At 47.9% G+C, this 17,747-nt stretch carries 20 protein-coding genes, 2 pseudogenes and 1 riboswitch; of the genes and pseudogenes, 7 read left to right on the forward strand and 15 right to left on the reverse strand.

Going from position 1 to position 17,747, the window contains the following annotated elements; translation table 11 throughout:
* Window positions 1-151: 151 nt before the first annotated feature.
* Together GSO_RS05890 and GSO_RS05895 are read left to right on the forward strand one after the other, a co-directional pair.
* The gene (locus GSO_RS05890) at window positions 152-517 is read left to right on the forward strand and encodes a type II toxin-antitoxin system RelE/ParE family toxin (RefSeq protein ID WP_010490045.1); all 366 of its coding nucleotides are present in this window, start codon (window positions 152-154) and stop codon (window positions 515-517) included.
* Complete coding sequence (locus tag GSO_RS05895) at window positions 507-773, forward strand: helix-turn-helix domain-containing protein (protein WP_010490047.1); 267 nt, start codon at window positions 507-509, stop codon at window positions 771-773. Before GSO_RS05890 ends, GSO_RS05895 begins: the two co-directional genes overlap by 11 nt.
* 242 nt (window positions 774-1,015) lie before the next feature.
* Here GSO_RS05895 and GSO_RS05900 read toward each other — a convergent pair whose 3' ends face one another.
* The 15 genes and pseudogenes from GSO_RS05900 to GSO_RS05975 all read right to left on the reverse strand — a co-directional run bounded on the left by GSO_RS05900 (window position 1,016) and on the right by GSO_RS05975 (window position 11,311).
* Window positions 1,016-1,882 carry a DMT family transporter gene (locus tag GSO_RS05900; RefSeq protein WP_010490049.1) on the reverse strand — a complete coding sequence of 289 codons (867 nt, stop codon included), beginning with the start codon at window positions 1,880-1,882 and terminating at the stop codon, window positions 1,016-1,018.
* Window positions 1,875-2,289 (reverse strand): annotated as a pseudogene (locus GSO_RS15635) (NUDIX domain-containing protein). The gene GSO_RS05900 and the pseudogene GSO_RS15635 overlap by 8 nt, the downstream one beginning before the upstream one ends.
* A 288-nt stretch (window positions 2,290-2,577) precedes the next feature.
* Window positions 2,578-2,904 carry a helix-turn-helix domain-containing protein gene (locus GSO_RS05915; RefSeq protein WP_225358884.1) on the reverse strand — a complete coding sequence of 109 codons (327 nt, stop codon included), beginning with the start codon at window positions 2,902-2,904 and terminating at the stop codon, window positions 2,578-2,580.
* Entirely contained in the window at window positions 2,888-3,100 is a 213-nt protein-coding gene (locus GSO_RS05920; RefSeq protein WP_010490053.1) for a hypothetical protein, read from the reverse strand. Before GSO_RS05920 ends, GSO_RS05915 begins: the two co-directional genes overlap by 17 nt.
* Window positions 3,101-3,226: 126 nt before the next feature.
* Window positions 3,227-3,556 (reverse strand): YxeA family protein, encoded by a 330-nt coding sequence (locus tag GSO_RS05925; RefSeq protein ID WP_010490055.1) that lies wholly within the window; start codon window positions 3,554-3,556, stop codon window positions 3,227-3,229.
* Window positions 3,553-4,230, reverse strand: a complete 678-nt coding sequence (locus GSO_RS05930) for an ATP-binding cassette domain-containing protein (protein ID WP_010490057.1) — start codon at window positions 4,228-4,230, stop codon at window positions 3,553-3,555. The genes GSO_RS05925 and GSO_RS05930 overlap by 4 nt, the downstream gene beginning before the upstream one ends.
* A 44-nt stretch (window positions 4,231-4,274) precedes the next feature.
* Window positions 4,275-4,493 (reverse strand): hypothetical protein, encoded by a 219-nt coding sequence (locus GSO_RS05935; protein WP_010490058.1) that lies wholly within the window; start codon window positions 4,491-4,493, stop codon window positions 4,275-4,277.
* Between the two features lie 31 nt (window positions 4,494-4,524).
* Entirely contained in the window at window positions 4,525-5,196 is a 672-nt protein-coding gene (locus tag GSO_RS05940; protein ID WP_010490060.1) for a class I SAM-dependent methyltransferase, read from the reverse strand.
* The gene (locus GSO_RS15640; RefSeq protein ID WP_044112649.1) at window positions 5,186-6,412 is read right to left on the reverse strand and encodes an MFS transporter; all 1,227 of its coding nucleotides are present in this window, start codon (window positions 6,410-6,412) and stop codon (window positions 5,186-5,188) included. The genes GSO_RS05940 and GSO_RS15640 overlap by 11 nt, the downstream gene beginning before the upstream one ends.
* The gene (locus tag GSO_RS05950) at window positions 6,390-7,130 is read right to left on the reverse strand and encodes a HesA/MoeB/ThiF family protein (RefSeq protein WP_010490066.1); all 741 of its coding nucleotides are present in this window, start codon (window positions 7,128-7,130) and stop codon (window positions 6,390-6,392) included. The genes GSO_RS15640 and GSO_RS05950 overlap by 23 nt, the downstream gene beginning before the upstream one ends.
* Window positions 7,131-7,213: 83 nt before the next feature.
* Window positions 7,214-7,477, reverse strand: a complete 264-nt coding sequence (locus GSO_RS05955; RefSeq protein WP_010490067.1) for a MoaD/ThiS family protein — start codon at window positions 7,475-7,477, stop codon at window positions 7,214-7,216.
* Between the two features lie 163 nt (window positions 7,478-7,640).
* Window positions 7,641-7,790 (reverse strand): annotated as a pseudogene (locus GSO_RS16725) (transposase zinc-binding domain-containing protein); the annotation flags it as partial.
* A 70-nt stretch (window positions 7,791-7,860) separates the two neighbouring features.
* On the reverse strand, window positions 7,861-8,919 hold the full coding sequence (locus tag GSO_RS05965; RefSeq protein WP_010490069.1) for an aspartate-semialdehyde dehydrogenase: 1,059 nt from the start codon (window positions 8,917-8,919) through the stop codon (window positions 7,861-7,863).
* A 3-nt stretch (window positions 8,920-8,922) separates the two neighbouring features.
* Window positions 8,923-9,930: a diaminopimelate epimerase gene (gene dapF / locus GSO_RS05970; protein ID WP_010490071.1), complete on the reverse strand. Its 1,008-nt coding sequence runs from the start codon at window positions 9,928-9,930 to the stop codon at window positions 8,923-8,925.
* 1 nt (window position 9,931) lies between these two features.
* The gene (locus GSO_RS05975; protein WP_010490073.1) at window positions 9,932-11,311 is read right to left on the reverse strand and encodes an aspartate kinase; all 1,380 of its coding nucleotides are present in this window, start codon (window positions 11,309-11,311) and stop codon (window positions 9,932-9,934) included.
* Window positions 11,312-11,954: 643 nt separating this feature from the next.
* Window positions 11,955-12,134, forward strand: a riboswitch (Lysine riboswitch).
* A gap of 187 nt (window positions 12,135-12,321) precedes the next feature.
* Between GSO_RS05975 and lysA the strand changes: the two genes are divergently transcribed.
* The 5 genes from lysA (at window position 12,322) to dapB (ending at window position 17,469) form a co-directional block, all read left to right on the forward strand.
* On the forward strand, window positions 12,322-13,671 hold the full coding sequence (gene lysA, locus GSO_RS05980) for a diaminopimelate decarboxylase (protein ID WP_010490075.1): 1,350 nt from the start codon (window positions 12,322-12,324) through the stop codon (window positions 13,669-13,671).
* 9 nt (window positions 13,672-13,680) lie between these two features.
* Window positions 13,681-14,385: a 2,3,4,5-tetrahydropyridine-2,6-dicarboxylate N-acetyltransferase gene (gene dapD, locus GSO_RS05985; protein ID WP_010490077.1), complete on the forward strand. Its 705-nt coding sequence runs from the start codon at window positions 13,681-13,683 to the stop codon at window positions 14,383-14,385.
* A gap of 6 nt (window positions 14,386-14,391) precedes the next feature.
* Window positions 14,392-15,543, forward strand: coding sequence for an N-acetyldiaminopimelate deacetylase (locus GSO_RS05990; protein ID WP_010490080.1), 1,152 nt, complete (start codon window positions 14,392-14,394; stop codon window positions 15,541-15,543).
* Window positions 15,544-15,799: 256 nt separating this feature from the next.
* Window positions 15,800-16,705: a 4-hydroxy-tetrahydrodipicolinate synthase gene (gene dapA, locus GSO_RS05995; RefSeq protein ID WP_010490081.1), complete on the forward strand. Its 906-nt coding sequence runs from the start codon at window positions 15,800-15,802 to the stop codon at window positions 16,703-16,705.
* On the forward strand, window positions 16,702-17,469 hold the full coding sequence (gene dapB / locus GSO_RS06000) for a 4-hydroxy-tetrahydrodipicolinate reductase (protein ID WP_010490083.1): 768 nt from the start codon (window positions 16,702-16,704) through the stop codon (window positions 17,467-17,469). The genes dapA and dapB overlap by 4 nt, the downstream gene beginning before the upstream one ends.
* Window positions 17,470-17,747 lie beyond the last annotated feature (278 nt).

Below are 17,747 nucleotides of genomic sequence, written 5' to 3' on the forward strand. Positions count from 1 at the left end.
TCTTCAAATTTCAACCTTTCGCGAAATCAAACTGAGCAGATATAGTGGGCATGTTGCTGAACAAAAATCAGTGCTATTTAAATGGTCAAGTGATATCAAATTTCAACATCACATATGTACATTGTTAAGACTTATATGATATAATTGACGTATGGAAAATCCAGTGTTTGAGTCCTACGAACGTCCTAATGGGCATGATGAATTTGTTGAATGGATTGCCGAACTACCGATTAAGGATCGAGCCAAAGTCTATCAAGTAATTACGGATACTGAGGAGCAGGGCCTTCTAGTGGCACAGAGAATGGCATGGGTTAAAAAGATTACGACAGAAAAGAATCTTTACGAACTACGCAGCAAAACAAGTAACAATATCCAACGTATGCTGTATTTTCACGTTCAGGGTAATCAGTACGTTATTACACACGGTTTCACCAAAAAGACACAGAAGACGCCTTTCAAGGAAATTAAGCATGCCTTGGATCTCAGAAAGGAATGGCGTTCAACCCATGAAAATTGATGAATTATTGAAAAAAGAAATGCAGAACCCAGAATTTGCCAGTGCTTATACACTAGACAAGGAACGCTCGGCGGCAGCCTTGGCACTTTATCACGCACGGGAAGCGGCAGGCCTCACACAAGCTGACCTAGCAGAACGTGCCGGTGTACCACAGACAACGATTGCCCGAATCGAACGGGGCGATAATGTCTCATTTAATAAATTGACAGAAATTGCTCATGCTATGGGTAAAAAGGTCTATGTTAAGATCGCTTGATAACTTTACTGGAATCCGATATACGGATTCCAGCCTACATAAAATGACCTGCAATTGCCGAACTTTCCGGGCATTGCAGGTCATTTGTTTAGGTGCAAAGATCTCCCTTTGCTATATTTAATTCGATGAACCTCACTGCGATCCCGATAAAATAATCAATCCATAAGATGCGCACAAATGTTTTGGCCGTTTAATGATCTTGCATTTAGGACTGAACAGATTGCTCACTATGAATGAACATTTTAATCAATTTGCGACTTCTTAACCGGTAACGACATCCAAACAATCGAAAGCACAATCAGGGCGCCGCCGAGCAGAAAGGCCGGAGTGATTTGAATCGTGAAAAATGGCAACGAGTAGATCAAGACAAAAATTGGGTTAAGCGCTCGGATCAAATTGGCATCGCGAAACGAGATAAACTTTAGCCCACGATAAAACAGTAATAACCCGAGAAAGCCTGAACAAAACGCCGAAATAGCAACGGCACCCATGCCCATGTTGGGTGAAAAAGAGAGCTTGCCGCTTCCGGCGAGTATCAATCCGAGAATAACGACGGCGTTGCCTTGGTTGTATAAGAGTAATATTTTCTCATCAACCTGGGTCAGTGCCTTTTTGGCTAACGTGTTCGTCAACGCGAAGCTGAAGGTGTACCCAAACGCACAGGCAAGCCCGATGATGTTGTTCACATTTCCCGAGAAATCAGAGACCAGTGCGGTACCGGCAATGCAAAGCAGAATCGGCACGAGCTCACGGCGGTCAAATTTTTCATGCAGCATAAGCACCGACAGCAAAATGGCGAAGACAATGTAAAACCGTCCGATCAACCCGACGCTCACCGGATCAAGGAAAAAGAGGCTTAGGTATTGCAAAAAGATGCCCAAGCAATTAGTCAGTCCTAAAATCCAGACAACCGGCTGCTTAATCCACACCATTTTTGTTTTGGTCATCGCGATTGTGCCCAGCGTCAGCACCAGTGAAATAAGTGCATTATAAAAGCTTGCAGCCAGTGGCGATAGCGTGATCATCGACCATTTGTTCATCACCGGCGTCAGCGCCATCACCGCCACCGACAACCCATTCAGCAGTAAGCCATAGCGACGGCTACTCATTTGGCCACCCGATATGGCGGAAAATCTGGCAGTAAACATCGTCATGAAACGATCTGTCAGCATCCGGCAACGGGGCAATTAACAACTTTCGATCGTCGGTTTCAGAAGACGCCGGAATCGCCTCCAGCCGATCAACTTCGGCGCGGACGACCGCTGTGACATGTCCAGTCGGTAACACATAATAAACCCAAAGGCACGATTGAACCCGGCTTAATCACGGCGCCAGATTCTTCAAACGACTCACGCACCGCCGCTTGGGCAAGTGTCTCGCCGGCTTCCAACTTGCCACCGGTCAGCTCCCACCGGCGTTTGGAATTATGTACCCAGATAATGCCGCCATTAAAAAATTGAACAACCAGCACCGAATCCAGCCTTTGCGGAACCGTTTCAAAATGAACCTCGACCATATCGAATCACCTCTTCATTTATTTGGTTAAAAGCGCGGAGATTGATTGTATAACGAGCATTGTAGGAGTGTCAATCATATTTTTTACTGCTACGAGGTTTCGTTTCCCGCACAATACAATTTGATCGGCGAACTGTCCGGCTCTGATCACTATTTGGTCATTTATTTTGATGTTTCTCTGACAATCACTTTCCATGAGTTTGAAACATCATTATTAGATAAAGGCCAAAAATAAATCGTAAAAATGCGGCAAAAAAGCCCATGCGCGCTGCATGGACCAATTTGTAGCCTAATCATCTGCCAAAGTCACATCAAGTGTTTTGCCAAGTGCCATTGCAATTTTGCGCAAAGTATCAAGACTTGTACGCTCGCCCAGTTCAACTCGGGCAATCTCTCTTTGGGGTACACCGGCTGCCGCTGCAAGATCTCTTTGCGATAATCCGGCGGCGTCACGTGCTTTCATAAATTGATAAGCGGCCATTAAACGAACCTTCCCCTGATCAAACTGCTCTTTTGCCTCAGGGTGAACCGTATATTTAGCTATCAGATCTTCAATCTTTAATGTTCTCGGTGTCATCCTCAGCTCCCCTTTGCTTTGATCAAATAACAGATCCAAGTGTGACTGCCTTATAAAGAGCGTTGAAAAGCGAAGCCAACATTATACCAGCACGCACGTAATACGGCAGTCGCTTCATTTTAGTGGACGGCCACAAAGATAGTAACGTTTGTATCCCAGCAACGATCAACGCTAAAACAATAACCAACGCCAGAACTGCCAACAACAACATTAAAATCGTCCCAATCACTGCCATGGCTGCCTACCTTCTTTCTTGTAAAGCTGTGCGTCTGCCAATAGTAGCCATATTATTCCATAACAACTCAATCCGCGTCAATCTTTTGTTTTGGCTTTAATTCTTCCCCAGTCTTTAAGTCACTGCCTACTGTCGCACTTTTTCTGAAAACACCTCTTTTGACACATAAGTCACACGCTTCACGTACTGCCCCTTATGCCTCACCGCTACATACTTCCCATCCGGATCATAGCCGGTCATCTCTTTCAGTACCAGCGTCGGCTTTGTCTGCGTTGCGGTATACAACTCGACATTGCGATAACGCTGTGTACCTTGTGGGACTTTTGCGTAGCTTGTTTGTTCGGGTACGAATGGATTGATAAGATCTGTCCATTGATTGTGAATCAGCAATATGCCGGCAACCGCAACCATGACCAGTGCTGCCAATGTACTACCCAAAATTTTGGCCTTTTTCATGCAGGTTTCTCTCCCTTAGCAATATTTTCGGTAATGGTGATGCGGCAATTTTCGACCCGAATCAAGTAATCACAATGGCGCCAGACCTCAGCTGTATGCGTGGCGACGATGATCGTCGCTTGATCGCCAAAGTCATGTAGTAGATGCCGGGTCACCTCATCGGCATTGTCTGCATCCAGTGAGCCGGTGGGTTCATCGGCGAAAATAATCGTCGGTTTCTTCAGCAATAAGCGCGCCAAGGCCAGTCGCTGCTGCTCGCCGCCACTGAGTGTAAAAATGCGTTGCTTCAAGTCAACATTTGCCAATCCCAACTGCTGCAAAACTTCTTTCATAGCAATGGTTTGTTCTTGACGTGATAGCCGCTGATTGGCTAAGCCGATTTTCAGATTATAGGCAACAGTCTCTTTATCGACTAATCCAAAATTCTGAAAAATAAAACCGAATTTATCCCGCCGCAGCTGAGGTAGATTTTTGGTTGAAACCGGCTGATCATCCACCATGACAGTGCCTGCCGTGGCGGTTTCCAAACCACCGAGAATGTTGAGAAAAGTCGTCTTCCCTGTACCACTTTTACCAATAATGGCATAGCTTTTACCTTGTACCAGCTGACAATTGACATTTTCAAAGATCATTCGCTGGGCAAACTTTTTCGTAAGTCCTTTCACTTCAATCATGTACCTTTTTCCTCTCTTGTCAGTTACTAAATGCGCGCTAGCTCTTAAAGTCCGCGATTCAGCGTTGCCAAAACTCTGCGCTGTGCCCGCCATGCCACGAGTAGAATAATTCCTGCCTCGATGAAAAGATAAGGCGTCAATGCGAATGCGAATTGCCACTTCCCGCGTAAAATCATCACACCACCAATGAGACAGGCATCGATGAAAATATTGGCTAGCAAAAAAGTGCGAATAAATTGATAGTTGAAATTAATGAAGATCATTTCAACAAACTGGCATGTTGTTGAGCAACTGCTATGTTAAAGAAACATTTTGAGCTATGCCTAACCAGTCTCTTATAAGTCCGCCAGGGTACCTCGACCTCTCAGAGTTAACGGGTTTAGGCCCGTATACTATTTTAAAACCGGCATTCTCCAATAAATGGCATATGTCTTGAAAGGACAAATATAGCTTATTAGGTACGTCTGCCCTATATTTTAATTTTAAGCTGCCATTTTTTGACATAGACAAACTTTTCCAATTAGGCCATATATCCGTGCCTATCGCAGGAAGCTCAAAAATCAAGAAACCCTCTTTGGTGAGCCTGTCTTTTAAAAGTCGAAATCTTTCTACGACATTTGGAAAGTTCCCATTGACCAGGACCTCACTACAAATCATATAATCAAATGCTTTTATATGGGGAAAGGCTTCAGTGTAGCTTCCATAGTCAAAATGAGTAGCATATTGTGGATAATTTTCTTTGGCATTCTTTATACTGGTGTGAGCAATATCACAGGCATACACATTCCAGCCTTCTTTCAATAAAGGAAAAACATTTCTGCCCGTACCAAGTCCAACATAAAGCCCTGCATTTTGTTTAGGAACAGCCTTCTTTATGATCTTCTCTATAGGCAATGGCTTACGTTTATCATTCCATTCTCTTTTGTAGTATTCGTCCCATCTCTTATCTTCACCATCAAAGTTCATCTTTTAGCTCCTCTTTATTTAACCCTCGATACATATACGCATGTGCTGATACCGCTGCGGTTAGAGTAAACATAAGAAAGGATATGAGGCCGTTAGATGACACTGCTGCGCTACCAAACATTGTTGGGCCTAAAATGTTCTGCAACTGTCCCCCCAAATTTATAGCACTCAAGTCAGTGGTTAAGGATTCAGAACGACTATAAATCACCATGTACATCGCTAAGGCAGCACTGCTAAATAACTCGGCTAAGACTTGACTGACTATTAACATTAACAAAGCCATAAAGATGAGAGTATCAATATGCATTACGGTTGTTACGGACGTGACAAGGAATGAAGCTGCTATTATTGCGCCTGATATAACCCATAGCCTATCATACCTTCTATTTTCAGCGGCCCAGGTGTTTACCTTCCCTTGAAATAAGGAAATAACCACTGTATTAATAATAAAGGCCATCGGTGATAGCCAACTATAGTTTTTAAAGTACATGACAACTATTAATGGAACATACACACTCAATAAAGTCCTATGAAAAGAAAACAGGAAATTCTCCATGATAAGCAATCTTCTAAACTTATTTGCCAATGCAGACTTTATCACCTTTATAGATATTGGCTTTTTTAAAACCTTACCAGACGTTACAGCTACACCTTTCAATGCCGTTCTGTATAAAAAAATCACCAGCAAAAAAGACAGGGAATTTGTAATCACAGTTGGCATTAATCCCCAATTTATAGCGAGCAATAAAAAACTAAATCCAGCTCCTAGACCATATCCAATGTTTGTTGGCAACATCATTTTACCCATCAAAACTGTCGCGTCTCTTTTGGATAAAGGCGAAATTATTAGACTTCTAGTTAAAGAAGCAGCAGATCTATCTATAATTCCAAATAAGGACATATATATTAAGAATTGAAGATTGCCGCTTATAAACAGCCAGCATAGTGCACCCACGCCTCTTAAAAAATATGAAATTGAAAACAATTTAAGCCTTCCATATTTATCTGCTAAATAACCCACTGGCAGCGATGATATCATCCCTGTTATCGCAGATAAGGTTAGCCCTATCCCAATAATACTCGGAGATACGTGACTGTACGTAGAGAAAAAAACCGTTGAGACACTAACGAATGATCCAGTCCCAAAGGAATCAATTCCTGAAGAAAGCAAAGCAGCAAACTGTATATTGTTTCTAGGCTTTTGTTTTCTTACCACAGGCTGGACACCTCGGATTTTTTGGTATAGGAAGTTTATAATAATCATTTTGAAAGTTTGAGCAGGACATTAAATAGCCTCGCGCTAGCTCTCCTTCCTTCAAAGCAATCTTTAAGACTTCATTAGCACCCATAATCCCGGCAATCCCTGTTCCAATGCCCCAAACAGCTACAGGACCTTTTCTGCTTTCAGGCAAATCTGGGAATGCACATTGTAAGCATGGATCATCGTCAGTTAGTCTTGTAAACGCATAACCATATCCATATTGAGCGGAGACATGAACCATTGGAACTTTATAATCAACAGCATACTGATTCACCATCAATCGTTGCTCAGGACCATCTCCGCCTTCTAGGATCACATCAAATCCACCCAACAGATCATCTATGTTGTCGGGAGTTACCTTTTCGACTGAGTATTCTATTTCAATGTCCGGGTTGAGCAATCTTAACTTCTTGGCAGCGGCTACGGCTTTATATTCACCAATGTCCTCAGTTGTATATAGAATCTGTCTATTCAGGTTGCTTAACTCTACCCTATCAAAATCAATAATTTTAATTTTGCCGATGCCAGCAGCTGCTAGATAATACAGAAGCGGCGACTTCACACCACCAGCGCCAACGCTAACAACGCTAAAGTTGTTTATTAATTGTTGGCCATGCTCCCCAACCTGAGGCATGAGTAATTGTCTATTGTACCGTGAATTGTTAAATTCCATATTATTCTCCTAAAGTTTAAAATATGTGATATTTATAAAATAAAAATGGCCACCTGATTGTAGGTGGCCATTCTTATTTCCGTTTAGCCATCGCAGGTCATAACAGAGGCAAGCATAACCTCGTCATTAGGATTGACTGGTTGATCAACGGTTGCCAATTTTCCGTTAATCAAGACGCGGCAAAGAAGCCGTGGCTTATTGGTTCTCTCATCAAACAAGTTATGTTTCAGGTCGTCATCTTTGAATGCAACATCTTTAACGATCTCGCTCACAGTAGAGCCAGAGGACAAGATGGATCCCTTCCCAAGGCGACCTTCTGCAATACCACGAAGTTTAACATTGACCATAAAATCACTTCCTTTACTTTTGATAAGTCAAAGTTAAGGCAAGCCTAAACAAAATGCAACCCAAATTTTAAAAAATAACGTTTAATTGCTGCCTTATGCTAATTTGATTATCATTTTAAGTTCAGAAGCACAGAGCGCTTTTGGGTCGCTTTTACTTTGCAAAAGCGACCCATTTAGTGTCACGACAGCCTTCACAAACAAATAAACGATAACCTTTTTGAATGTCTCCGCAAGATTCAAATTTGGCAACCTCTTTTTTTACCACTGGCCGAATTCTTCGTCCATGGTTCTTCAAAAGTTTATAATCCTTTATACGTTAAAAAAACCGACACCACCCCGCCGCCAAACAGCGACCATACATGGTATCGGTCCTAACATATTTTTTACTTCGGCTGAATCAAGCCCATCGCATCCATGGTCTCCGCAATCTGCATGGAATTCCATGCGGCACCCTTGAGAAGATTATCGGAAACATCCCACATGTGGAAGAAGCGTGGATTTTCTGCATCGGCGCGAATACGCCCGACAAAGACCTCTTTACTGCCAACGGCGTTTCTGGCTTGCGGGTAAAGTTGCTGGCTCGGATCATCTTGAACGACAACGCCGGGCGCCGCTGCTAACTTCGCGCGAATGGCGTCAGCGGTAGCATTGCTATCTTCCACTTCGAAGTAAACTTCTTCTGAGTGGGCGATGGGAACCGGAATGCGGACACAGGTGGCGGTGACTTTAATCGCATCGCTGTTCATATCGCCGGCCATGATTTTTTTGGTTTCGTGAATCATTTTCCATTCTTCGTGACTATAGCCGTCTGGTTCGAAAACATCAATCTGCGGCAAGGCGTTGAAGGCGATCGGATAGTGCTTCTTATCGCCGGCAGTCGGTAAAATTTTCGGCTCCAGCGGCTTATCATCCAGTGCTGCCCGGGTTTCATCAAACAATTCATTCATGGCTGACTGTCCGGCACCGGAAACTGCCTGATAAGTTGAAACGACAACCTGTTTCAAACCAAATGCCTTGCGAATGGGCTCCAGCGCTGTGACCATCTGAATCGTTGAACAATTAGGGTTGGCGATGATGCCTTGATGGTTACGCAGTGCTTCGGGATTCACTTCCGGCACAACTAACGGAATGTCCGGTTCCATCCGAAACGCGCTGGTGTTATCGACCACCACGGCGCCGGATTTAACGGCTGCCGGAGCAAACCGTTTGGAAACCGACCCACCAGCGGAAAACAGCGCAATGTCAATGCCCTTAAACGAATCATCGGTTGTTTCGTGAACGGTTAATGTTCCATCGCGAAACGGTACCTTTTTGCCTTCCGAATGCTTGCTTGCAAGCGCCAAAACCGATGCAATCGGTAATTTGCTTTCTGCGACCATTTTCAACATCCGGGTTCCAACGGCTCCGGTTGCACCCACAACTGCTACGTGATAACCACTCATGTTTTAAACTCCTTCTGTCAATGTGTCTGCCAATGCGCGATGCGGTAATGCGGCAACGAATCGTTCATAAGCCGCCTGCTCGCCCGTCTGCTTGATAACCGCCTGCTGCAAATCGCCGCCGATCAATGCTGCTTCTGGCAACGTCATCGTGGCGGTGACTGTCGCATTGCCGATTAATTCAATCCAATAATGGTCGTGGTCGCGGTGAACCACCGTTTTGACCATTCCTCCTGGATTATACACGGTATTGACGCGATCCAACGCCGCTTGGTGAGGATGGGTCAAAATAAACGCCAGGGTCGTGGCTGACATGCCAGTGCCGCAAGCATTGGTAAACCCGACGCCGCGCTCATAAGTCCGGGCAAAAAGGGTATCCTGCCCTAAGATTTCGGCAAATGTGACGTTAACCCCTTCCGGAAAATAAGGATTCTCCCCGTTCAATTGCTTGCCAATCCGTTCAAGATCCGGACCAGCCAACTCGTCCTTGGACACAAACGCAATCAAGTGCGGATTGGGCACGGCAACCGCGGTGAACTTCAGATGCGGATGAATGGCCGGCAAAACGGTGTCAACAATGCGATCCGTGCCTAAATTGGCAAACGGTAATGCTTCTGGCGCAAAACTAACCGGTGAAATTTCAACCGAATACGCCGGCACACCCGCCGCTAATGGCTCCTGCTTGGCGACGGCCAAATCCGCAAAGTCAGTGTGGACGCGGAATGATGTTTGGCCGGTTTTTTCACTTAAATATCGCGCCACCGTCCGCAACCCGTTGCCACAAAGCTTGGCAAAACTGCCATCCGTATTAACGACGGTCATTTTTCCCGCTGTTCCGGGTGCGTCCGTAATCGCCAAAACACCGTCCGCACCACCTAACAAACCGGTCTCTTTGTTAGTTAAACGCTGTGTCAGTGTGGTTAGCTGATCATCAGACAACGGCTGGGTCAATTGAGTCTCATCCAATAAAAAGAAACTGTTTTCGGAACCGTGAACTTTTTGCAATGTCACCATGTTAATGCACCTCCAGACGCTGATTAATCGGAATGAAAAAGGCGTTGTAAATCGCCTTGACCGCGCGATTGGCTGACTCTCGCGAGGTGCCCAGCATCAGTGAAATCTGCGAGGCGCCTTCGTTGATCATCGACACGTGAACGCCGGCACTCGCTAACGGCTGCAAAATCGTCTGAATCAAGCCGGTTCGCTGCGCCATCCCTTCGCCGACAACCATGATAATCGCGTAATCATCGATCCACTTCAAAACATCGGGATGGACCGCCGCTTGAATCTCATCGCATACAGCCTTCCGCTTGGCCTCGTTCAGCTGCCGATCATCCAAAATAATCGTCAGATCGTCAATCCCACTTGGCATATGCTCATAGCTGATGCCGTGCCGCTCCAAAACCTGCAGCAACTTCAGCGTAAACCCGACTTCCTTATTCAACAGGTAACGATGCAGGTAAATGGCGCCGAAGTGTTGCGAACTCACGATGCCGGTAATGGCGTGCTTCGGGACAAAATGCTGCTCGGGAACAATCATGGTCCCGGGAGCATCGGGATGATTGGTGTTCTTCAAATTAATGGGAATCTGTCCCGCAATAGCTGGCAAAATCGCTTCATCATGGAAAACGCCAAACCCACCATATGATAGCTCTCGCATTTCCCGATAAGTCATTTCCTGAATCATCTGGGGATTTGCCACCACCCGCGGATCAGCTGCAGCGACCCCATCAACATCGGTAAAGTTTTCATATAAGTCTGCATGAAAACCGTTGGCGAGAATTGCTCCGGTGATATCGGAACCGCCTCGTGAAAAAGTGGCAATCGCGCCTTTACTGGTATACCCATAGAAACCAGGAACTACCAGCACACCCAGCGGTCGACTAAAAGCTTCCAGATGCGTGTAAGTTTCACGTGAAACTTCTGCATCATTCGGATCATCGGTCACCATGATCCCCAAGTCTTTTGGTTCGCCATAAGTGGCTTCAATGCCTTCATGATTCAAAACGGCAGTCATCAGAAACGCATTCAATTTTTCCCCGCGAGCCTTGAATCCGGCCATGAGATAATCGTGATTGGTAAATGTCTTTTTCGGTAACTGGTATAGTTCTTCGCTGATTTGCTGCATGACTTGGGGATCAAGTCCGAAGTCATCGGCAATTGCTTGGTAGCGCGCAACAATTTCCTTAACGACTTCAGTTGCATTTTCATGGCGCAAGGCCGCCTGGGCATACTGAATCAGCAAGTCCGTTACTTTAACGTCGCCGGGATGCCGTTTACCAGGTGCGCTGGTCACCATCACCTGCCGCGCAGGATTTGCTTTCATGATTGCCACAACTTTGGCAAACTGCGACCCATTTGCTAATGATGAACCGCCAAACTTTACGACCCGCACGATAAACTGCCTCCCTAATGGGTTCTCAAGTGCAAGCAACTTGCGGCTATTTGCTCACAGACATCGCGCCAATGAAATCGCGTTTCGCCAGCTCGTTTCTGCAAATGAGAACTCTGTCATTTTATTTTGTACTTTAGCAGACTCTCCCAGAAACACAACCCCCAGCGACGGCGGAAAATCAGCACGTTTTGGCGGCATTGCATAGAAACAAAGTGTTGAAATTTGTTTTTAATTTTTTTGCTCAAACGGGTGATGAAGGAGTTGAGGTTGTGACTGGCGGAAAGTGGGTTGGTGCGGGAACGAGCCTGTATGTGAAGAGCTTGAGCGCAACGGCTAAAGACCACTGGTTTTCTCTGCTGCTCTCGTAAACGCGTTCACTGGGCCAGAAACCTGCACATAAGGACCTGGGTCGCAATGGCCAAAGACCAGCCATCACACCCAAGGCCGCTTATGCTCCGGTTTCTAACCGGCCCAGTTCACGCTCTTGTTTAAACGCGCTCACTGGCGCAGAAGTCTGCGTGTAAGGACCTTGGACGCAATGGCCTAAGCCCGGGCCATCACGACCAAGGCCGCTTACACTCCGACTTCTAATCGCACCGGTTCACGCTCTTGACGCCTTCGTTTTTTTATTATAGTCTGGTGATAAACAGATAGAGGTTGCAACCAACATGAGTATCCGAATCGAGCGAGATCCTTCGCGGTGACGTTTGGTGAAAGGGGCGGTTGCCGAAATGGGGGCGCCGGGATCGGCAAGCCTGTTGGGCCAGGGTTGAATAAATCCTGTACTGTCGCTTAGAAACCTAAGCGGGGCGCTATCATTCAAGTAGATTGCAAGTTGGAATCTTTTTGTTTGACGCGTGGCCAAACAAAAGGATCCCTTTTCGTTTGCCGTCGCCCTGCCGTAACGCGTTCACTGGGCCAGAAACCTGCACATAAGAGCCTTGGTCGCAATGACCACCTGTGCTCCGGTTTCTAACCGGCCCAGTCCACGCTCAAGGAGGATGCACGTTATGAATTTTGCTACAAACCAAGAAGGTCAATTAACCATCGGCGGGGTCGCGGCCAGCCAGCTGGCGCACACGTTTCAAACACCGCTTTACGTGTATGATGTCGGAGCGATTCGCCACCAGATTCGCGCGTTTAAACAAGTATTTGAGACTGCCAACGTCCGTTATGCTGTCAGTTATGCTTCCAAGGCGTTTGCGACCATTGCGATGTACGATGTCGCCAAGGCTGAAAACATTCATGTCGATGTGGTTTCCGGCGGCGAATTATACACGGCTCAAGCCGCCGATTTTCCCATGGCAAAAGTCAGCTTTCATGGCAATAACAAAAGCAAAGCTGAACTGCAACAAGCATTGGATGCTGGCGTCGGCACGATCATTGTGGACAATTTTCACGAATTGGATCTGCTTGATGAGCTCTTGAAAGCAGCAGTGGGCCAACAAGATGTTTTGATTCGGGTCGCTCCCGGGATTAGCGCCCACACCCATGCTTATGATCAAACCGGCCAAACTGACAGTAAATTCGGCTTTGATCTTGAAAGCGGGCAGGCAGATGAAGCAGCTGAGCGGATTTTAACCGATGAACATCTGAATCTGCTCGGCATCCACGCCCATATCGGCTCGCAGATTTTTGAAGTGGCCGGATTTGAAGCCGTCACCCAAAAGCTGCTGGCTGTCCTTGATAATTGGCACCGGCAATTCGGTTTCACCCCGCAAGTGCTTAATGTCGGCGGCGGTTTCGGCATTGCTTACACCAGCCAGGATGATCCGCTGCCGCCAGAAGCGTTTGTTAAAGCCATTCTGAACACACTCAAGACGCAAAGTAGCCAGCTTGATTGGCCGCTGCCGGCAGTCTGGATTGAACCGGGGCGGTCGATTGTCGGCCCCGCCGGCTACAGCCTTTACACGGTCGGCAGCCGTAAAGACGTGCCTGGGTTGCGGCCATATGTTGCAGTTGACGGCGGCATGGGTGACAACATTCGGCCCGCCCTTTATCAGGCGCAATATACTGCGGTGGTTGCCGACCACCCGACTGCCAAGCCAACCGAGCATGTCCATCTCGTCGGCAAGTACTGCGAATCCGGAGATATTTTAATCGACGACGCCCCATTGCCCGCCACGCAGCCAGGTGATGTGGTTGCCGTTTTCGACACCGGCGCTTATGGCTACTCCATGGCATCCAACTACAACCGCAACCCGCGGCCGGCCGTCGTTTTCGTTGAAAATGGCCAGGCTCAGCTGGTCGTCACGCGCGAAACTTACGCTGACTTGATTCAGCACGATCACCACTACGCCGCACCAAGCTCGTCAGCACCAGCAACCGCCGCCAACAACACTACTACCGCAACCAAATAGGAGGCCATCATGGCACAATTAGACACCCAAAAGATCATTTCAACCATTGCCAACAGTCAGAAAACAACACCCGTTAAGGTCTATCTCAAAGGCGAATTAGCTGATTTGCATTTTCCAAAAAGTGTGCACGCATTCGTTGGGGAGCACACCGGAACGGTCATCGGCGACTGGGCAGTTATCCAGCCAATTTTGAAAAAGGCCAAGCTTGACGACTACTATGTCGAAACTGCGGGCCGTAATACCGGCGTTCCTTTGCTAGATATCAAAGCGGAAAATGCTCGGATTGAACCCGGCGCGATCATTCGTGACCAGGTTCTGATCGGCAACAATGCAGTGATCATGATGGGCGCCATTATCAACATCGGCGCTGAAATCGGCGATGGCACCATGATCGACATGGGTGCGGTGCTGGGCGGTCGAGCGATTGTCGGCAAATATTGCCATATTGGTGCCGGTACCGTTTTGGCTGGCGTGGTAGAACCACCGTCAGCAAAACCCGTCACAATCGGTGATCACGTCATGATCGGCGCCAATGCCGTGGTTCTTGAAGGCGTGTCGGTCGGCGAAGGAGCGGTCATTGCCGCCGGAGCTGTCGTCATTAACGATGTGCCGGCACACACGGTGGTTGCTGGTGTTCCCGCCAAAGTCATCAAGCAGGTTAACGATCAAACCGAAGCCAAAACCGTCCTGCTCGACGAACTCAGAAAGCTGTGACTTTTAATGAAGGAAGCTGAATTGATTGCCATTCGCCGCCAGCTCCACCAAATCCCCGAGCTAGCGTTGCAGGAAAAAGAGACGCGTGCCTTCCTACTTAAAACGGTGCAAAGTTTTCCGCAAACCCACCTCACTATTCGGACACTGCCTAAATTGCCGACTGCCTTACTGATCAAAGTTCACGGACAAAACCCGCAGCGGACCATCGGCTATCGAACCGACATTGACGCCTTGCCGGTGACGGAAGAAACCGGCTTACCGTTTAGCTCGCAACATCCCGGCATTGCTCATGCTTGCGGCCATGACATGCACATGACAGTTGCGCTAGGAATTCTGGATTATTTTGCCCATCACCAGCCAAAAGATAATTTGATTTTCTTCTTCCAACCGGCCGAAGAAAGCAAAAATGGCGGCAAATTGGCCTACGACATGGGCACTTTCACCGGTGATTGGCACATCGACGAGTTTTACGGGCTGCATGATCGCCCTGACTTGCCAGCTGGTACCATCAGCACGCGGCTTGGCACCCTTTTTGCCGGGACAACTGAAATCAATGTCGATCTCATCGGGAAAAGCGGCCACGCAGCCTTGCCGCAAAATGCCAACGATATGATCGTGGCCGCTGCCAGTTTTATTAACCAGATTCAGACCATCGTCGCTCGTAACGTCAGCCCCACCGACAGCGCGGTCATCACGTTTGGCCTGATGCGCGCCGGAACCATTCGCAATGTGATTGCTGGGCGCGCCCACTTGGAAGGTACTTTACGCGGATTTACCCAGAAACAAATCGATTTCTTACAGCAACGTATTCGCGATATTGGTCAGGGAATCGCCGCCAGCTTCAACTGCGACGTCAACGTTGATTTGAATCAAGGCGGCTATTATCCAGTCGAAAATAACCCGCAGCTGACCAAAGACTTCATTCAATACATGCAAGCCGATCCAGCCGTTACGTTTGCGCCCACCGGACCCGTGATGACCGGGGAAGATTTCGGCTATCTATTAAATAAGATTCCCGGCACCATGTTCTGGCTGGGCGTCAACGATCCGGATTCTCAACTACACGCTGCCGACTTTTCGCCAGACGAAGCCGCGCTGGCACCAGGAGTCACAGCGGTTGTGCATTTTCTGGAACATCGGATGGCGGAAAATAATTGAACCAGTAGCTATCGCTATTGACTCATGCTTGATGCGCCGAGACGGCTTTCACCATATGCGCTCCGGAGCATTTGGCGCACGAGCTTACCCGTAAAAGGCACCGGCTCGCGCTTAACCATAACGCGTTCCCCGGCGCAGGGGTCGGAGTGTAAGGACCTTGGTCGCAATGGCAAAGAACCGCCATCACGCCCAAGGCCACTTACACGCCAGCTTCTACCCGCGTTGGCTCACGCTCACTTTAATTGGAGGTTTTTGAATGCAAAAAGCAGAATTGATCACCGCGATTGTGACACCGTTTAATGATCGCGATGACATTGACTATACGGTCATGCAACGGTTGGTTGATCATCTGATTGCAGAAGGCACCGATGGCTTTGTCGTCGGCGCTACCACGGGTGAAGGGCCGACGCTCAGTCATGACGAGAAAATCACCTTGTACACGCGATTTGTCGATATGGTTCACGGCCGGGCACTGGTCATTGCCAATTCAGGGTCGAACAATACGCGGGAAACCGTTGATTTTACCCATGAAGTCGGCGGGATTACCGGGATTGATGCGACACTGGTGGTCGTGCCTTACTACAACAAACCTGATCAAAACGGCATGATCGCCCACTACACGGCGGTCGCGGCCAACGCGCAAAAACCGATCATCATTTACAATATCCCTGGCCGAACCGGCGTTGAGATGCTGCCGGAAACTGTCGCAACGTTGGCGCAAAACCCCATGATTCAAGGTATCAAACAATGCGGTAGCCTCGCCGCCTTGAGTGACATCATTGATCGAACCAAGCACGATGCGTTTAGTGTCTGGACCGGTGAAGATGCTCAGGCGCTGACGATTAAAACGCTCGGCGGTATGGGCGTGATCTCGGTTGCTTCCCATCTTTACGCGCACAGCATTCGGGAAATGTATGCGGCATTGAATCGCGGCGACATCACGACGGTGGCTGCGCTGCAACGGCAACTATTGCCGAAAATGGCTGCCTTATTCCATTTTCCATCGCCTGCCCCGACCAAAGCCGCGCTCAACGCATTAGGCTTCAACGTCGGTAGCCCGCGTCTGCCGATACTGCCATTAACTGCCAAACAACAGCAGGAACTCGCCCATCTTTTAGGCGTTCCAGAACTATCAGCCATTGAAGCGGAGGTGCTCGCATGATTCACGTTCTTGTTGCCGGTTTTCGCGGTGCCATGGGTCAAAAAACTGTGAAAATGATCCAGTCACATTCAGATTTCGCATTAAGCGCCGTTTTTGACCCTAAAATAACCATCAATAACCCGCAAAATTACGGATTGCCGGCTGAAGTCAAAGTCCTCAACCGTTACGACCAACTTGACGCCAACGTCGCCGATGTCTGGGTCGACTTCACCAATCCTGGCGCAGTCGCCGCTAACACTGAAGCCGCGATTAATGCCGGCATCCATCCGGTCATTGGCACAAGCGGGATGGCGCCGGCTGATCAAGCACGCCTCATCAAGCTGGCCAAAGCGAAACACCTCGGCGGCCTGATCGCACCAAACTTTGGTCTCTCCGCCGTTCTATTGATGAAGTTTGCCCAAGAAGCCGCAGCCTATTTTCCTGATGCCGAAATCATCGAAATGCACCACCAAGACAAAGCCGACGCCCCTTCAGGCACCGCCATCGCCACGGCGCACAAAATCGCCGCCGGACGTACCCAAAAGCCATTGTCCACCACCGACAACGACGCCCGCGGTCAGCGCATCGATGACGTCCCTGTCCACGCCGTCCGCCTACCCGGCTACATTGCCCACGAAGAAGTTCTCTTCGGCGGCCCCGGTGAAGCCCTCACCATTCGCCAAGACTCCTTCGACCGCCAAAGCTTCATGCAAGGCGTTGCCGTCGTCATTCGCAAGGTGCAGGAAGCGGATCAGTTGGTGGTTGGGTTGGAGAACTTTTTATAGAAAAAGGACACCTTCCATTAAAAATTTGCACCTCGCTCTCTCAATTACTAGACGGCCTTGGTCTACAAGCGTACCATCGCAAACTAACAAGTGACCACTAACTGGTCGCATGGCAGAAAATAAAAATCGTCCCACCAGCTATTTTGCTGATGGGGCGATTTTTTATTTCTAGAAATTTTTAAAAATATTTGCGCGTTTCGAACACCCGTTCCCACAACGATTCCCGCCATTTCAGCATCTGTTTGACTTTATTTTTAGAAAAAATCAGTTGTCAATTT

It is taken from the genome of Lacticaseibacillus zeae DSM 20178 = KCTC 3804 (assembly GCF_000260435.1).
Taxonomy (GTDB): Bacteria; Bacillota; Bacilli; order Lactobacillales; family Lactobacillaceae; genus Lacticaseibacillus; species Lacticaseibacillus zeae.

Coding starts and splice junctions, on each gene's coding strand:
- GSO_RS05890 (WP_010490045.1), top strand. CDS start 152: ATGGAAAATCCAGTGTTTGAGTCCTACGAACGTCCTAATGGGCATGAT.
- GSO_RS05895 (WP_010490047.1), top strand. CDS start 507: ATGAAAATTGATGAATTATTGAAAAAAGAAATGCAGAACCCAGAATTT.
- GSO_RS05900 (WP_010490049.1), bottom strand. CDS start 1,882: ATGAGTAGCCGTCGCTATGGCTTACTGCTGAATGGGTTGTCGGTGGCG.
- GSO_RS05920 (WP_010490053.1), bottom strand. CDS start 3,100: ATGGCAGTGATTGGGACGATTTTAATGTTGTTGTTGGCAGTTCTGGCG.
- GSO_RS05925 (WP_010490055.1), bottom strand. CDS start 3,556: ATGAAAAAGGCCAAAATTTTGGGTAGTACATTGGCAGCACTGGTCATG.
- GSO_RS05930 (WP_010490057.1), bottom strand. CDS start 4,230: ATGATTGAAGTGAAAGGACTTACGAAAAAGTTTGCCCAGCGAATGATC.
- GSO_RS05935 (WP_010490058.1), bottom strand. CDS start 4,493: ATGATCTTCATTAATTTCAACTATCAATTTATTCGCACTTTTTTGCTA.
- GSO_RS05940 (WP_010490060.1), bottom strand. CDS start 5,196: ATGAACTTTGATGGTGAAGATAAGAGATGGGACGAATACTACAAAAGA.
- GSO_RS05950 (WP_010490066.1), bottom strand. CDS start 7,130: ATGGAATTTAACAATTCACGGTACAATAGACAATTACTCATGCCTCAG.
- GSO_RS05955 (WP_010490067.1), bottom strand. CDS start 7,477: ATGGTCAATGTTAAACTTCGTGGTATTGCAGAAGGTCGCCTTGGGAAG.
- GSO_RS05965 (WP_010490069.1), bottom strand. CDS start 8,919: ATGAGTGGTTATCACGTAGCAGTTGTGGGTGCAACCGGAGCCGTTGGA.
- dapF (WP_010490071.1), bottom strand. CDS start 9,930: ATGGTGACATTGCAAAAAGTTCACGGTTCCGAAAACAGTTTCTTTTTA.
- lysA (WP_010490075.1), top strand. CDS start 12,322: ATGAATTTTGCTACAAACCAAGAAGGTCAATTAACCATCGGCGGGGTC.
- dapD (WP_010490077.1), top strand. CDS start 13,681: ATGGCACAATTAGACACCCAAAAGATCATTTCAACCATTGCCAACAGT.
- GSO_RS05990 (WP_010490080.1), top strand. CDS start 14,392: ATGAAGGAAGCTGAATTGATTGCCATTCGCCGCCAGCTCCACCAAATC.
- dapA (WP_010490081.1), top strand. CDS start 15,800: ATGCAAAAAGCAGAATTGATCACCGCGATTGTGACACCGTTTAATGAT.
- dapB (WP_010490083.1), top strand. CDS start 16,702: ATGATTCACGTTCTTGTTGCCGGTTTTCGCGGTGCCATGGGTCAAAAA.